Genomic DNA, 15232 nt, shown 5'->3' with positions numbered 1-15232 from the left:
CAGACCCTGCCCAGTCAGACCTGCGGTGCTCAGACCCAGGTGGGTCAGACCAGAGTTGGTCGAACCCCGGGCGGTCGGACCTGGGTGGGTCGTGCCACGGGCTGTCGGTCCGGGGTATGTCAGGCCGGGGGTGGTCGGACTCCGGGCGGTTGGGTTCGGGGTGGTCAGACTTGGGTGGGTCGTGCCACGGGCCGTCGGTCCGGGGTATGTCAGGCCGGAGGCGGTCGGACTCCGGGCGGTCGGACCACGGTTGGTCGGACTCCGGTTGGTCGGACCAAGGGGTGATGGGTTGGAGGGTCTCGGGCCGGGGGTTGTCGTGGGCTGGTGTGGGGTTGGGGAAGGGTGGAGGCGGGCGGCGTGAGTCATCCTGAGTTTCTGTGGCGGAATCCTGAGCCGAAGCCCGCCTACGACGTGGTCATCGTCGGTGCCGGTGGGCATGGGCTGGCCACCGCCTACTACCTGGCCAAGAACCATGGGATCACCAACGTGGCCGTCCTGGAGAAGGGCTGGCTGGCCGGTGGCAACATGGCCAGGAACACCACGATCATCCGTTCCAACTACCTGTGGGACGAGAGCGCCGCCATCTACGAGCACTCGCTCAAGCTCTGGGAGGGGCTCAGCGACGACCTCGGCTATGACCTGCAGTTCAGCCAGCGAGGTGTGCTCAATCTCGCCCACAACCTGGCAGACGTCCGCGAGGGCAGGCGCAGGGTCAACGCCAACCGCCTCAACGGCGTCGACGCCGAGTGGCTGGAGGCGGACGAGGTCAGGAAGTTCTGCCCGGTCGTCAACGTCTCGGACTCCGCCCGTTACCCGGTCCTCGGTGCCACGCTCCAGCGGCGGGGCGGGATCGCCAAGCACGATCACGTCGCCTGGGCCCTGGCCCGCAAAGCAGACGCCTACGGCATTGACCTCATCCAGAACATCGAAGTCACAGGCTTCGAAATGGTGAAAAATCGGGTGTCGGCCGTCCAGACGACCAGGGGACGGATCGCCGCCGGGAAGGTCGCGCTCGCGGCCGCCGGGCACACCTCCGTGCTCGCCGCCCGAGCGGGATTCCCGCTGCCGCTGCAGTCCCACCCCCTCCAGGCCCTCGTCTCCGAACTGCTGGAACCGGTCCTCGACTGCGTCGTGATGTCCAACGCCGTCCACGTCTACGTCAGCCAGGCCCACAAGGGCGAACTGGTCATGGGCGCCGGGATCGACTCCTACAACTCCTACGGCCAGCGCGGCGCCTTCCACGTCATCGAAGCCCAGATGGCCGCGGCCCTGGAGCTGTTTCCGATCTTCAGCCGGGTCCGGGTGCTGCGCACCTGGGGCGGCGTCGTGGACGTCTCGCCCGACGCCTCCCCGATCATCGGCAGGACGCCGGTCGACGGCCTGTTCGTCAACGCGGGCTGGGGCACCGGCGGCTTCAAGGCCACCCCCGGCTCCGGCTGGGTCTACGCCCACACGATCGCCCATGACGAGCCGCATCCGCTGGCCGTACCCTTCGCGCTGGAGCGGTTCACCACCGGCGCCCTCATCGACGAGCACGGAGCCGCGGCGGTGGCGCACTGATGATGCTGATCGACTGCCCGCACTGCGGGCCACGCGACGAGAACGAGTTCACCTACGGCGGCCAGGCCGGGATCGCCTACACCCCGGACGTCGACGACGAGGCGTGGGCCGGATACCTGTTCATGCGCGACAACCCCAAGGGCTGGTTCCACGAGCGCTGGTTCCACGCGCACGGCTGCCGGACCTGGTTCTCCGTGCACCGCCACACCGTCACCCACGAGATGAGGCCGCACCCGTGAGGTTCACCTTCGACGAGCGGCCCTACGAGGGGCGGCAGGGCGACACGCTCGCGGCCGCGCTGCTGCGCAACGGCGTGCGCGTGGTCGGGCGCAGCGTCGACCTGGGCCGCCCGCGCGGCGTCTTCTCCGCGGGCCCCGAGGAGCCGAACGCGCTGGTCCGCGTCGGCGCCGACCCCATGCTCGCGGCCACGACGGTCGAGCTGCACGAGGGCCTGGCCGCGTGGAGTCTGCGCGGCAAGGGCCGCGTCGACCTGTCCGAGCCGGACGGGCGCCGCTGCGACAAGGGCTACCTGCACTGCGACGTGCTCGTGGTCGGCGGCGGTCCGGCGGGGCTGGCCGCGGCGCTGGCGGCCGGTGAGTCGGGCGCGCGCGTCATCCTGGTGGACGACCAGCCGGTGCTGGGCGGCGACCTGCTGGCCTGCCGGGCCGGCCTGGACGGCGCGCCCGCCCTCGACTGGGTGGCCGAGGTCGCGCACCAGCTCGCGGTGCTGCCCGAGGTGCGGGTGCTGACCAGGACCACCGCGATCGGCTACTACGACGACAACTATCTGACCGCGGTCGAGAAGCGCGGCTCGGGCGAGCGCCTGTGGCATCTGCGGGCGCGCCGCGTGGTGCTGGCGACGGGCGCGCAGGAGCGCTCCCTGGCCTTCCCTGACAACGACCGTCCCGGCGTGATGCTCGCCTCCGCCGCGCGTACCTATGCCAACAGGTACGGCGTGCGGCCCGGCACCCGGGCGGTGGTCTTCACCTGCGCCGACTCCGGGCACGAGGCCGCCAGCGACCTGGCGGCGGCCGGGGTGGAGGTGCTCGCCGTCCTCGACGCCCGCGACGGCGCGGAGATCACCGGCACCACCGCCGACGCGGAAGGGGTGCTCACCGGCGTCCGTACGCGCGGCGGCGGGCGCTTCGAGGCCGACCTGCTGGCCGTGGCGGGCGGGTGGAACCCGGTGGTGCACCTGTTCAGCCAGTCGCAGGGCAGGCTGCGCTTCGACGAGGAACTGCAGGCGTTCGTGCCGCACCTGTCGGCGCAGGCCGAGCGCTCGGCCGGGGCGTGCAGGGGCCTGTACGGCACGGCCGAGGCGATCGCGGACGGCTTCGCCGCCGGTTCCCAGGCGGCGGGGCTGACCGGGTTCGCCGAGCGGGCGAGCCACCACGTCCCGAGCAGTGAGGAGCCGCCGCCGAAGCCGCCCGCCGCGCTCTGGGTGATGGGCGACGATCCCGCGACGTCCTTCGCCGATCTCCACCGCGACGTCACCGTGGCCGACCTCCAGCGCGCCTCCGGCACCGGCATGCGCTCGGTGGAGCACGTCAAGCGCTACACCACCGCGGGCACCGGCGCCGACCAGGGCAAGACGGCGGGCACGGTGGTCGTGGGCGTCATGTCGGCGCTGCTCGGGACGGCGCCGGGCCAGATGGGGACGACGACGTTCCGCCCGCCGTACACGCCGGTGTCCTTCGCGACGCTGGCGGGGCGCGACCGCGGCGCGCTGTCGGACCCCGTGCGCACCACCGCCATGCACGAGTCGCACCTCGCCAGGGGCGCGGTCTTCGAGGACGTCGGCCAGTGGAAGCGCCCGCGCTATTTCCCCCTCGGCGAGGAGGACATGGACGAGGCGGTGCGGCGCGAGTGCCGGGCGGCGCGTACGGCGGTGGCCGCCATGGACGCCTCCACCCTCGGCAAGATCGACATCAGGGGCGCCGGCGCCGGTGAGTTCCTGGACCGGATCTACACCAACCTGTACTCGACGCTGGCCGTGGGCGCCTGCCGCTACGGGCTGATGTGCAAGGCCGACGGGATGGTCTTCGACGACGGCACCACGGCCAGGCTCGGGCCCGAGCACTTCCTCATGACGACCACGACGGGCAACGCCGCCGCCGTGCTCGACTGGCTGGAGGAGTGGCATCAGACCGAATGGCCCGAGCTGGACGTGCGGTTCACCTCGGTGACCGACCACTGGGCGACCGTGGCGGTGGCGGGGCCGAAGGCGCGCGAGGTCGTGGCGGCGCTCGCGCCCGAGGCGGCGGAGCTGGCGTTCATGCGGTGCTTGGAGACGCCGGTCGCCGGGGTGGACGGGCGGGTGTTCAGGATCAGTTTCTCGGGCGAGCTGGCCTACGAGGTCAACGTGCCGTGGTGGTTCGGCGCCGCGTTGTGGGAGAGCGTGCTGGCCCTGGGGGCGGTGCCGTACGGGACGGAGACCATGCACGTGCTGCGCGCCGAGAAGGGCTTCGCGATCGTCGGGCAGGAGACCGACGGGACCGTCACCCCGCAGGACCTCGGCATGGAGTGGATCGTCTCGCGCCGCAAGCCGGACTACGTCGGCAAGCGCTCGCACGCCCGCCCCGACACCGCACGCGAGGGCCGCAAGCGCCTGGTCGGGCTGCGGCCGGAGGCGTTCGTGGAGGAAGGAGCGCAGCTCGTCGCGCCGGGCGGCCGCGAGATGCTGGGGCACGTGACCTCCAGCTATGCCGGCGCCGTGCTGGCGATGGCGCGCGACGTCGCGCCGGGCGACCGGCTGGAGGCGGTCTCGGGCGGGCGTACGGTGCCGGTCACGGTGGTCGAGCCGGTCTTCTACGACCCGGAAAACGCCCGCCGCGACGGCGATCCGGTCGAGAGCGTCGGCGTCGAGAGAGTCGGCGTCGAGAGCGTCGGCGTCGAGAGCGGCGGCACGGTGGGGGAGTGGCGGCCGGAGAGCCCAGCCGCGCGTTTCGCCCACCGCTTCCTGGCCGCGAGCTCTGAGCGGGTACGGCTGCGCGAGCTGCCGTTCGTGCGCATGTGGGAGGTACGCGGCCGGGACCCGGGTCAGGGACTGCGCCTTGGCCCCGCCTGGTGGCTGGTGACCGGGGAGAGCGGCGGGGAGGGCTGGACGGACGTCTCCGGCCAGCGCACCGTGCTGGAGCTGTCCGGCCCGGACGCCGTCGAGGTGCTGGTCACCGGCTGCCCGATCGACCTGCACCCCGCGGTCTTCCCCGGATACGCGCAGACGCTGCTCGGAAAGGCCGGGGTGATCCTGGAACGGACCGCCCCGGACGTGTTCCGCGTCTATGTGCGCTCGTCGTTCACCGGCTACCTGGCCGAATGGCTGCTGGACGCGCTCAGCCACCCTGGTTCTGAGAGCAGTCCTCCTTCGAGGTGACCGGCGCGTCCGGCGCGGTGTCGGAGACCGAGACCTTGAGCTGCGCGGTCGAGGCCAGCAGGCTGCCGACCGGTGCCCCGGCCGCCTTCTCGTCCACGACCACGCTGCGCTCGCCGAGCAGCGCGTAGCTCTCGCCGTCGATGATCAGCTCGGAGCGCTGGCCGCGCCAGACGCCGCCCACGCCGAGCCCCTTACGGCCCGCCGCGTCCTCGGCGCCCTCGGTGACGGTGATGCCGGGCAGCGTGCCCAGCGCCTTGAACAGCGCGGCCCGCTGCGCCGGCGGCATGTACGCCTCGCGCAGCAGCTCGCTGGCGCCGTCCCAGACCGCGAACTCGGGAGCGATCTGCTTGTCGCCGTCGCTGGGGAAGGTCTTGTACAGCCACGCCTTCATCGCCTCGGCGTCGGTGGGCAACTGCTTGAGCGTCGCGTAGTCCTTGCTCCACGGACCCCTCGCGCCGCAGGACGTCAGCGGCATGACCTCGACGCCCTTCTCCTCATAGGCCCTCTTCGGGATCTCCCAGCCGGGGTAGGCGACCGGGTCGATGGTCTCGATCTGGAGCACGCCGTCTCGCCCCTGGGAGTCCTGCTTCCCGTCGGCCCTGAGCCAGATCTTCCGCTTCGTCCGGTACAGCCACCGCTCCTCCGTGCCCTCGCCGATCGACTGCGAGGTGTACATGGTCTGAGACTCGGTGACCACGTACTGGTCGTCGCGTGGCTCCAGCTCCTCGACAGCGGCCCCCGCCGCACGGTCGAACACCTGCTCCGCCGACATGAGCGCGATCTTCGGCAGCGCGACGGGCGCGCTCTGCCGCGGGCTCACGCGTGGGGTCTCGGCGGGCAGGAACACGGCCGCGCCCACGCCGACCGCGAGCGCGAGCGCTCCGGCCACGGCGAAGGTGTACGGCTTGCGCCACGCGAGGCGCTTCCTGCCCGCCGCGACCAGCTGATCCCTGGCCATGGCCTTGGTGCCGGGATCGTAGGGGGAGACGTCGGGACGTGCCTGGTTGACCAGGTCGAACTCGTTCATCGGGTGCCTTCCAGGGCGCTGCGGATCTTGGCTCGGGTGCGTGACAGGCGCGAGCGCACGGTGCCCACCGGGATGCCCAGCGCCTCCGACGCCTGCTCGTAGGACAGCTCGGCCCAGGTGACGAGGAACAGCAGTTCCCGTTCGGCCGCGCCGAGCTTGGCCAGGGCGGCGGCCAGGCCGGGGCCGAGCCGTTCGGCGTCCATGCGGTCGACGCTGCGCTGCTCGAACGCCTCGCCCTCCGGCTCGGCCGTGCGGGCGAGCGCCCTGAGCTTCCTGGTCTCGGTACGGCGGTGCTTGGAGATGAGGTTGGCGGCGATGCCGTACAGCCAGGGGCGGGCGTCGGGGCGCGTGAGGTCGTAACGCCGGCGCTTGCGGAAGGCGACCAGGAAGGTCTCGGCGGTCACGTCGTCGGCCAGGCTCACCTGGCCGGCGCCCAGCCGCCGGGCGGCGTAGCGGTGGATCTCGTCCGCGTGCAGGTCGAAGATGCGCGCGAAACGATCGGGCTCGGCCAGCGACTCCGCGATGACGGCGGCGTCGGCGTCGGCCGTTGGACGGCCGGACAGCGCGGCGCTCACCACAGCGTGAGTCTTTCCATGGGGGCTTTCCTTCCGTAGGGCGCGTTCGCGCCCTTCACCCCGTTCTCACCCGCACCGGCCGTTCGGTTCCCAAGATCTTTTGAAAGGCTCAATCAGGATATTAAGGAATTTGCCCTGTTTAGACTCTAGGGGGAGTCGCTTGACCATTTCTTGGCATGGAGGTTGCGGTGCGCGTACGTCGTCTCGCGGGCGGGCTGGCCGTCGTCGCGGCACTGGCCGCCGGGTGCGGAGGGTTGCAGGCCGGAGTGGAGCAGGGGACCGACAAGTCCACGACTCCGGTCAAGGCAGGCGACGCACGGAAGAAGCTGGACAAGCTCTCGGTCAAGGGGCGGGCGCCGCGTACCGGCTTCGAGCGCGACAAGTTCGGCCCCGCTTGGGCCGACGTCGACCGCAACGGCTGCGACACGCGCAACGACATCCTCAAGCGCGACATGCGCGAGGAGAAGTTCAAGGCGGGCACCCACGACTGCATCGTGCTCACGGGCGTGCTCGACGACCCCTACAGCGGCAAGACGATCAAGTTCAAGCGCGGCAACGACACCAGCATGGCCGTGCAGATCGACCACGTGATCCCGCTCTCCGACGCCTGGCAGAAGGGCGCCCAGCAGTGGGCGGACGGCAAGCGCAGGGAGTTCGCCAACGACCCGCTCAACCTCATGGCCGTCGACGGGCCGCTCAACAACCAGAAGAGCGACTCCGACGCGGCCACCTGGCTGCCGCCGCGCAAGGGCTATCGGTGCGCCTACATCGCGCGGCAGATCGACGTGAAGGTCAAGTACGCGCTCTGGGTGACGGCCGCGGAGAAAGAGGCCATGGAGCGCGTACTCGACGGGTGCTGAGGGTCAGTCGTCGTCGGCGGCGTCGTCCGCGTCGGCCTTCTCGGTCTGGTTCTTGAGGACCTTGCCGTTGCTCGCGTCAAGCCGCAGCTCGTGCTCGACGTCGCCCTTGACCAGGTCGACGTCCCAGGAGCCGTCCTCGTCGTGGTCGACGCTGCTCACCCACGCGCCGGGGACCTGCTTCTTGGCGATGTCGATGGCCTGCTCGACCGTGACCTTCGGGGCCACGGGGGCGTTGGCCGAGGCGTAGGCGACGCCGCCGCCCGCGAGGAGGACCACGGCGCCGGCGCCGGCGATGACGATCTTCTTGGTGATGTTCATGGGTCAAGCAAAGCGCGATCAACGGTAAAGCCGCGCTGTGGCAACCCTAACGCTGGGTTAAGCCGAGAATCAGCTCGACGGCGGCACTCGACACCGTCATCGCGCCGCCCGACGACTCGGCCGTACGGCGGGCGATGTCCAGGCCCAGCCCGGTGGAGCCGCCCGCGCTGGAGCCGCGTTCCTGCAGCTCGGGCGGGAACCCGGGGCCCTCGTCGGCGACGGTCAGGGCGGCGCCCTTCTCGTGCGGCGCCAGCCGTACGGAGAAGGCGACTCCCTCGGGGGTGTGGGCGAAGACGTTGCCCAGCAGCGCGTCCACGCACGCCGCCAGCTCGGCCGCCCCCACCGCGACCTCAAGCGGCCCGCCGGGCAGCTCGACCGTGAGGGCGCGCTCCTGATCCTCGGCCAGCACCGCCCAGAACCGCACCCGATCGCCCACCACCGCCGTCGCGTCGCACGAGGCGGGCGGCGGCCGGACGCCCGTGCGGCCGCGGGCCTCGGTGATGACGGCGTTCACCGCGCGTTCCAGGGCGTCGGCGCGCTCGCCGATGCGGGCCGCCTCCTCCGGGTCGCGCAGCGACTCGGCGTCCAGGCGCAGACCGGTCAGCGGCGTGCGCAGGCGGTGTGACAGGTCCGCCACCGACTCGCGCTCACTGGCGAGCAGGTCGCCGATCCGGCCGGCCAGGTGGTTGAGCGCCAGGCCCACCGACTCCACCTCGGGCGGCCCGCCCGGCTCCGCCCGCGCCTCCAGGTCGCCTCCTGCCAGCCGGTGGGAGACCCGCGCCAGCTCGTCCACCGGCCGCGTCACCCGCACCGCCAGCCGGTCGGCCAGCACGATCCCCAGCACCACCAGCGCGAGACCGAGCAGCAGCAGCGCCAGCCACGCCTCCCGCACGCCCGCGAACAGCTCCGCGTCGCTCACGAACACCCGGATCACCACCGGGCCCTGCGCGGACCTGACCGAGACCAGGACCTCCCTGCCGCCCGCCGTCTCCGCGGTCACGCTGCGCCCCGCGCGCGCCAGCCGGACCGCGTCCGACTCCCGCGCCCGCGCGCCCACGACCCGCCCGTCCGGCAGGAACACCGACACGGGCGCGGGCACCCGCTCGACCGCCAGCTCCAGGTCCGGCGTGCCCACCGCCACGACCACCGACTCGGCCGCGCTGGTGGCCCGCGCCATGGCGCCGTTCTCGGCCACCGAGCGGATCAGCAGCGCCATCGGCACCAGCAGCGCGATCAGCACCACCGACGTCGTGGCCGCCACCAGCAGCCCCAGCCAGCGCCTCACGCGGGCCCGACCAGCTTGACGCCGACGCCGCGGACGGTGTGGAGGTAGCGGGGTTCGGAGGCGGTCTCGCCGAGCTTTCTGCGCAGCCACGACAGGTGGACGTCGACCGTCTTGTCGGCGCCGCCGTACGGGAGCTGCCAGACCTCCGTGAGCAGCTCGCGCTTGGAGACCACCTCGCCCGCGCGGGCGGCCAGGTAGTGCAGCACGTCGAACTCCCGCGGCGTCAGGTCCAGCGGTGTCCCGTCGAGCGCGGCCACCCGCGAGCGCGGATCGACGCTCAGCCCGCCGACCTTCACCGACGCGTCGGGGCGGTCTTCCCCGGTACGGCGCAGCACCGCCTTGACCCGGGCGTTGAGCTGGGCGGCGCTGAACGGCTTGACCACGTAGTCGTCGGCGCCCGCGTCGAGGACCGGGACCATCTCGGCGTCGCCGTCGCGCGCCGTGGCCACGATCACCGGCACCTGGCTGACCGAGCGCAGCATGCGCAGCAGCTCCAGGCCGTCCAGGTCGGGCAGGCCGAGGTCGAGCACGACCAGGTCGGGGCGGTCCTGCACGGCCAGGCGCAGGCCGTCGAGGGCGGTGGACGAGGAGGAGACGGCGTTACCCAGCTCGCGCAAGCCCCTGGTCAGGGCGGTGCGGATGGTCACGTCGTCCTCGATGAGGAGGATGGAGGCCATATAACTCCACGTTAACCTGGCGTTAGACCTGGTTGGGGGAGTGTGGGGCCGTGAAGAGACTGATGCTGGCATGGGCGGTGACCGCGCTGGCGGCTGCCGGGGTGGCGGTGGCGGTGCTCGGGCTCCTGGGTGGCGTCCTCACCGGCAAGTCCGGAAATGTCATGACGCAGGCGGAAGCCCGTTCCGCGCTCGCCACCCTGCCGTCGGGAACCTCCACCGGAGCCGCCACCCCCGCGCCGACCGGCGGCGGCAAGGTGATCAGGACGGCCGGCGGCACCGTCATCGCCACCTGCTCGGCCGGGCAGGTCAGCCTCCGCAACTGGAGTCCCTCCCAGGGCTACTCCGTGGACGACCCCGAACCCGGCCCCGCCTCCTCCCTGAAGGTCGAGTTCGACCGGGAGGAAGGCGAGGACGTCGAGGTCGTGGTCCGCTGCCAGAACGGCCGGCCGGTCATCTAGCCTTCCGCGCTCATCTAGCCTTCCGCGCTCATCTAGCCTTCACGCTCATCTAGCCTTCCGCGCTCAGCGCCGCCTTGGTCAGCTCCGCCTGGCGGCGGATCTGGCGCATCACGACCGGGTTCAGGTTCTTGGCCTCGAAGGTCGCGATCATGGTGTCCATGACCGCGTGGGCCTGGGCCAGGTCGCCCTGGCGGGCCTCGGCGCGGGCCAGGCGCCGCATGACCATGTTGAGCGTGATGTTGTCGATCGAGGCGTCCCTGACGACCACGCCGAGTTGCTCGATGCTCTCCTTGGTGTCCGGCGGGCGGATGCGCAGGTTCCTGGCCGGGGTCAGGTCCTTGAACTCCCGCCCGGCGTTGAGTCCCTTCACCATCCGGGCGTAGACGGACAGGGGGTGCGAGCCGTACCGGGAGATCACCTCGTCCAGCGCGTCGTTGCCCGAGCGCAGCGCCGGCGAGTCGGAGCCGAGCAGCGAGAACAGCTTGCCCTGCTCCTCTCCCAGCATCAGCTCGGCCACCCGGTGGTCGTCGGCCGAGACCGGGTAGCCGACCCTGACCGCGCAGACGTTGGACACGATCCGCGAGCCGTCGCCCGCGATGTACTGGGCGCGCACCTGGTACTCGCCCGGCTGCTGGAAGTAGTGGCCGTCCCGGCCGTGGCCGATGTAGGCGCTGCGGTAGACGGCCGGGTTGTTCTCGTCGAGGCGGATGTCCGGCGAGGCGTCCACGCAGTGGCGCATCATCGGGCGGTAGACGACCGTGCGGCCGCCCGGCTGCGTGATGCAGACCTGCGTGAACTCCGTGTCCGGGTGCAGGTGGCTGTGCGTGGTCCGCGCCTCGCCCGTGACGCCGAGCTTCAGCTCCACCACGACCGGCTCGCCGAAGCCGAACGACTCCTTGGCCCGCAGCTCCAGCCGCAGCCCCGACTGGTCCATGACGGGATGCTCGAACGGGTCGATCTCGGCGGCGCCGGTGCCGAACGCGTTGGCGCCCATCGCGACGTCGCGGAAGAACCCGTGGCGCAGATGGACCAGCTCCACGTCGGTGAACTGGAACGGGAAGGCCGACCAGTAGCCCTGTTCGCCGCCCGGGCGGTAGTTCTGCACGTAGTTCATCCACGACAGGTCGCCGAAGCCGCCGTTCGGGCCCAGCGGCTGGGGCGGGGTGGCCAGGTTCTTCTGCCAGGAGTGCAGCAGGTTGAAGGCGTGGCCCAGCTCGTGGACGTACGTGCGGAGCTGGGCACGTTGCGCCTGCGGGCTCTGGCCCTGGATGGCGTCGTAGAAGACGGCCGCGCCCTGCCGCTGGAAGCCGTCGTTGTAGTCGAACATGATGCCCCGGTAGCCGCCCACGTGCTTGCTGGCCACCAGCAGCCAGACCCGCCAGGCGGCGGCGTCGCCGTACCGGCTGAACTGGGTTGTCATCGCATGATGCAGCTCGGCGTCGTCCCAGGCCAGGTCGGAGCCCTCGCCGCCGGTGGGCACCACGCCCGGCTCGGTGACGCGGAGCTCGATCCCGGCCTCCGCGTAGGCGGCGGGCACGCTGAGCTCGCGCGCGGGCGAGCCGGTCGGGCCGGGCAGCGAGCCCGTGTTGTACGACACGAACGGCGCCGTCCCCGCCACCGAGTCCTGCTCCAGAAGGACGGTGCGGAAGTACGGCGAGACGTAGGCGAGCTGGAAGTCGTCCCCGCCCACGTGCGCGGACGCGCCCTCGTCGGTGACCGTGATGCTGACGCTCCCCGTGGGCACGCTGTAGGTGAACCTGCCGGAACCCCAGACCCGGGTCTTGCCGCCCTCGGCCTGGGTGTTCGGCTGGTCGACGCGGAAGGAGCCCACGTACGAGGTGGTCGCCCCGGCCACCGAGAACAGGTCGCCGCTGACCCGTCCGGTGGGTCGTGCTCCGTCGACGTCGACCCTCAGCTCCAGCCGCGAGTCGCCGTTCTGGCCCTGATACAGCCCGCTGATCATGGGGGGCTCCCTCCCGATGGGGGTTACACCGGGGACGTTCCCCTCGCTGAGGGAGCCTGTCAACAGGCCGTTTCAGCGAGCTCCGCGGACCTGGAGGGAGCTGAGGAGTTCCTCGGAGGCCTGGGTGATCGACTCCACGGCGCGGTCGAAGGCCTCCGCGTTGTGCGCGGCGGGCGCGCGAAATCCCGAGATCTTGCGCACGAACTGCAGCGCCGCGGCCCGCACGTCCTCCTCGGTCACATCTTCGGTGTACGGCGGGCGCAGCGTCTTGATGCTTCTACACATGCCTCAACGGTAATAGCCGATGCGCTGACTGATCTCGCGGGCACCGGCCACCAGGATCGCGCCGACCTCCGGCAGGCGTTCGGCCGTCAGCCGGTACGACGGTCCCGACGCGCTGACCGCGGCCACCACCGAACCGTCCGAGCCGCGCACCGGCGCCGCCACCGCGTTCAGGCCCAGCTCCAGCTCCTCGACCGTGCCCGCCCAGCCGCGCTCCCTGATCTCCGCCAGGGCGAGGCCCTCGACCGTGACGATGGTGGCGGGCGTGTAGCGCTCCAGCTCGCGGGGGAGCGGCAGCGCGCCGAAGGCCAGCAGGACCTTGCCGCTGGAGGTCGCGTGGGAGGGGGTGCGCTGGCCCACCCAGTTGTGTCCGCTGATGGCCGACGGGCCGCGTACCTGGCTGATGTTGACGGCGTGGCCGTCCTGCGGGACCGCGAGGTTGACCGTCTCGCCGACGTCCTCGGCCAGGCGGCGGCAGACCTCCCGGCTCTCCTTGGACAGGTCGAGCTGCGCGGTGGCCGCCCCGGCAAGCCTGACCACCCCGAACCCGAGCCGGTAGCGCCCGCGATCGCCGCTCTGCTCGACCAGGCCGCCCTGTTCGAGGGCGTTGAGCAGGCGGAAGGCGGTGGACTTGTGCACGTCCAGCTCCACGGCCAGATCCGTCACCCGGGTGGCGCCCTTGCTGGCGAGGATCTCCAGGATCGCGATCGCCCGATCCACCGACTGCACCGAGCTGTTGCTCATGGCGCAACACTACTGGGTTCTGTCGGTGCCGGGTGAGAAGCTCTCGCTCATGGAGTTCTCGGAAGGCACACCCTGCTGGGTGCAACTGCTGACGCCCGACGCCGCCGCGGCCAAGCGCTTCTACGGCGGCCTGTTCGGCTGGACCTTCGACGAGCGCGGTGCGTGGACCATGTGCCTGGACGGCACCCGCCCCGTCGCCCAGATCACGCAGGCCCCGGGCGAGGCGTGGGAGGTCTACCTGACCACCCCTGACGTCGTCGCGGCCGCGGCCAGGGTACCGGCCCTTGGCGGCACCCTCCTGGAAGAACCCTTCGACGTCCCCGGCCACGGCCACTACGCCCGAGCCGCCGACCCGGCCGGGACCCCGTTCGTGCTGTGGCAGCCGAGGGAGTTCACGGGCGGCGGGGTGCACTGGCTCGACCTCAACACCCGCGACGGCGAGCGGATCGACGCCTTCTACGCCGCTGTCCTGTCCTACGACCCGCATCCGGCGACCGGCGACTACACGTTGTGGCACTCCGGCGGCCGGCCGGTGGCGGGCCGCCTGGAGATGAACGACGCCGAGTGGGCCGGCGTCCCCGAGCACTGGATGACGTACTTCGCGGTGGCGGACGTGGACTCCGTGGCCTCCCTGGCCGAAGACCTGGGCGGCACCGTGGGCCACGGCCCCGTGGCCTCTCCACAAGGCCGCCTGGCCATCATCGGCGACCCCACCGGCATCCCCTTCACCGCCATCACCCCCACCTGACCGTCACCCGCTTGACCCGCACCCCTACTTGACCCGCAACCCTGCTTGACCCGCAACCCACCTTGCCGCTCCTGCGGGCCGGGTGTCCGGTTGGCATGCACACGGCGCCCGGCTTCGGTTTGCCCGCAGGGTGCCCGCCTTTGGTTGCCCGTCTCGTTCCCTGCGACCGCCGGCCGCGCCCCGCCCTGCCGCGCCGTCGGTGGTGCGTGTGGCGCCGCCCGGCACATCAGTCGATGGCGGCCCACCCCGCGCCTGTCGGCGGCGCCCGGGGCGTGACCAGGGGGCCGGGTGTGGCGGCACCCGTCAGGTTTGTGGCCCCCCGGGATGCCGGTCGGCCGCCGATTTCGCGAGGGAGGAGGTCAGGGGGTGGGGCTGAGTTCTGAGCCGAAGGCGGTGGCGATCTTGCGCATGCCGGTGGCGAGCTCGTCCCGGTCCAGGGCGTCGATGCGTTCGGCCGGGCCGGATACCGACATGGCCGCCACCACGCGGTTGCCGTCCTGCACCGGTACCGCCAGGCAGTGCACGCCCAGCTCCTCCTCGCCCAGGTCCATCGCGTAGCCGCGGACGCGGACCCGGTCCAGTTCGGCGAGCATCGACTGCGGGTCGGTGATGGTGTTGGCGGTCTTGCGGGGCATGCCGGTGCGCTCGAACAGGCTGAGGGCCTCGTCGGTGGCCCGGTCGGCGAGCAGTACCTTGCCGACGGCCGTGCTGTGCGGCAGCACCCGCCGCCCGACCTCGGCGAACATCCGCAGCCTCCGCGGCGACGGCACCTGCGCCACGTAGACGATGAAGTCGCCCTCCAGGACGGCCAGGTTCGCCGTCTCACCGGACAACTCGACCATCCTCGTCAGGTACGGCTGCGCCCACACCCCGACCATCCGCTCGGCGACGCCGCCCAGCCGTACCAGCCCGCCACCGAGGGCGTAGCGCCGGTCGGACTCCTGCCGCACGTAGCCGCGTGACAACAGGGTCTGCAACAGGCGGTGGATCGTCCCGTACGGCAGGCCCGTCCTGGCCGCGATCTCCGACAGACCGGCTTCGCCGCCATGCTCGGCCAGCGCCTCCAGCACGTCGAGCGCCCGATCGACCGACTGCACGCTCACCCGCTCACCCCCGCTCGCTCCCCACCCGGCTCCCTGGGCAACTTACTCCCGTTCCACCCGCCTTCGAACCACCCCGACCCCCGGCTGACCTCCCCCGGTCTGACGGCCCCGGGGTTGACGGCCTCGGGTCTGACGACCCCGGGGTTGACGGCCTCGGGTCTGACGGCCCCGGGGTTGACGGCCTCGGGTCTGACGGCCCCGGGGTTGACGGCCTCGGGTCTGACGGCCCCGGGGTTGACGGCCTCGGGTCTGACGACCC

At 71.8% G+C, this 15232-nt stretch carries 15 protein-coding genes; 6 read left to right on the top strand and 9 right to left on the bottom strand.

From position 1 onward, the window contains the following. The first annotated feature begins 357 nt into the window (after window positions 1-357). The 3 genes from ACIBKY_RS19180 to ACIBKY_RS19170 are packed head-to-tail and all read left to right on the top strand — an operon-like array spanning window position 358 to window position 4933. On the top strand, window positions 358-1560 hold the full coding sequence (locus ACIBKY_RS19180) for a sarcosine oxidase subunit beta family protein (protein WP_397097986.1): 1203 nt from the start codon (window positions 358-360) through the stop codon (window positions 1558-1560). Then, window positions 1560-1799, top strand: coding sequence for a sarcosine oxidase subunit delta (locus ACIBKY_RS19175; protein ID WP_397097985.1), 240 nt, complete (start codon window positions 1560-1562; stop codon window positions 1797-1799). Before ACIBKY_RS19180 ends, ACIBKY_RS19175 begins: the two co-directional genes overlap by 1 nt. Further along, on the top strand, window positions 1796-4933 hold the full coding sequence (locus ACIBKY_RS19170) for a 2Fe-2S iron-sulfur cluster-binding protein (RefSeq protein ID WP_397097984.1): 3138 nt from the start codon (window positions 1796-1798) through the stop codon (window positions 4931-4933). The genes ACIBKY_RS19175 and ACIBKY_RS19170 overlap by 4 nt, the downstream gene beginning before the upstream one ends. Here ACIBKY_RS19170 and ACIBKY_RS19165 read toward each other — a convergent pair. Beyond that, window positions 4893-5960, bottom strand: coding sequence for a CU044_5270 family protein (locus ACIBKY_RS19165; protein ID WP_397097983.1), 1068 nt, complete (start codon window positions 5958-5960; stop codon window positions 4893-4895). The two genes, ACIBKY_RS19170 and ACIBKY_RS19165, sit on opposite strands and share 41 nt — an antisense overlap. Beyond that, window positions 5957-6538 (bottom strand): RNA polymerase sigma factor, encoded by a 582-nt coding sequence (locus ACIBKY_RS19160; protein WP_397097982.1) that lies wholly within the window; start codon window positions 6536-6538, stop codon window positions 5957-5959. The genes ACIBKY_RS19165 and ACIBKY_RS19160 overlap by 4 nt, the downstream gene beginning before the upstream one ends. A 185-nt stretch (window positions 6539-6723) precedes the next feature. Between ACIBKY_RS19160 and ACIBKY_RS19155 the strand changes: the two genes are divergently transcribed. Continuing rightward, on the top strand, window positions 6724-7395 hold the full coding sequence (locus ACIBKY_RS19155; protein ID WP_397097981.1) for an HNH endonuclease family protein: 672 nt from the start codon (window positions 6724-6726) through the stop codon (window positions 7393-7395). Between the two features lie 3 nt (window positions 7396-7398). Here the strand turns inward: ACIBKY_RS19155 and ACIBKY_RS19150 are convergent, their stop codons facing one another. Genes ACIBKY_RS19150 through ACIBKY_RS19140 form a run of 3 tightly spaced genes read right to left on the bottom strand, consistent with a single transcriptional unit; the run spans window position 7399 to window position 9675 of the window. Then, a complete protein-coding gene (locus ACIBKY_RS19150; RefSeq protein ID WP_397097980.1) occupies window positions 7399-7713 on the bottom strand; it encodes a PepSY domain-containing protein in 315 nt (104 codons plus the stop codon). 46 nt (window positions 7714-7759) lie between these two features. After that, on the bottom strand, window positions 7760-8998 hold the full coding sequence (locus ACIBKY_RS19145; RefSeq protein WP_397097979.1) for a sensor histidine kinase: 1239 nt from the start codon (window positions 8996-8998) through the stop codon (window positions 7760-7762). Then, window positions 8995-9675, bottom strand: a complete 681-nt coding sequence (locus tag ACIBKY_RS19140; RefSeq protein WP_397097978.1) for a response regulator transcription factor — start codon at window positions 9673-9675, stop codon at window positions 8995-8997. Before ACIBKY_RS19140 ends, ACIBKY_RS19145 begins: the two co-directional genes overlap by 4 nt. A 50-nt stretch (window positions 9676-9725) precedes the next feature. Here ACIBKY_RS19140 and ACIBKY_RS19135 point away from each other — a divergent pair, with 50 nt between their 5' ends. Further along, window positions 9726-10133 carry a hypothetical protein gene (locus tag ACIBKY_RS19135; RefSeq protein ID WP_397097977.1) on the top strand — a complete coding sequence of 136 codons (408 nt, stop codon included), beginning with the start codon at window positions 9726-9728 and terminating at the stop codon, window positions 10131-10133. A 49-nt stretch (window positions 10134-10182) separates the two neighbouring features. On the opposite strand, the gene ACIBKY_RS19130 is transcribed toward ACIBKY_RS19135, so the two are convergent. The 3 genes from ACIBKY_RS19130 to ACIBKY_RS19120 form a co-directional block, all read right to left on the bottom strand. Continuing rightward, on the bottom strand, window positions 10183-12096 hold the full coding sequence (locus ACIBKY_RS19130; RefSeq protein ID WP_397097976.1) for a hypothetical protein: 1914 nt from the start codon (window positions 12094-12096) through the stop codon (window positions 10183-10185). 72 nt (window positions 12097-12168) lie between these two features. After that, entirely contained in the window at window positions 12169-12381 is a 213-nt protein-coding gene (locus tag ACIBKY_RS19125; RefSeq protein WP_184966672.1) for a DUF2277 domain-containing protein, read from the bottom strand. Between the two features lie 3 nt (window positions 12382-12384). Next, window positions 12385-13122 (bottom strand): IclR family transcriptional regulator, encoded by a 738-nt coding sequence (locus ACIBKY_RS19120; protein ID WP_397097975.1) that lies wholly within the window; start codon window positions 13120-13122, stop codon window positions 12385-12387. Between ACIBKY_RS19120 and ACIBKY_RS19115 the strand changes: the two genes are divergently transcribed. After that, window positions 13121-13870, top strand: coding sequence for a VOC family protein (locus ACIBKY_RS19115; RefSeq protein ID WP_397097974.1), 750 nt, complete (start codon window positions 13121-13123; stop codon window positions 13868-13870). The genes ACIBKY_RS19120 and ACIBKY_RS19115 overlap by 2 nt on opposite strands. Before the next feature lie 359 nt (window positions 13871-14229). Here the strand turns inward: ACIBKY_RS19115 and ACIBKY_RS19110 are convergent, their stop codons facing one another. Continuing rightward, the gene (locus ACIBKY_RS19110; RefSeq protein WP_397098416.1) at window positions 14230-14967 is read right to left on the bottom strand and encodes an IclR family transcriptional regulator; all 738 of its coding nucleotides are present in this window, start codon (window positions 14965-14967) and stop codon (window positions 14230-14232) included. Between the last annotated feature and the right edge of the window lie 265 nt (window positions 14968-15232).

The sequence above is a fragment of the Nonomuraea sp. NPDC050394 genome (assembly GCF_044459065.1).
In the GTDB taxonomy this organism is placed as follows: Bacteria; Actinomycetota; Actinomycetes; order Streptosporangiales; family Streptosporangiaceae; genus Nonomuraea.
The sequence above is the reverse complement of the archived record's forward strand: the minus strand, read 5'-3'. Positions and strand labels throughout refer to the sequence as shown.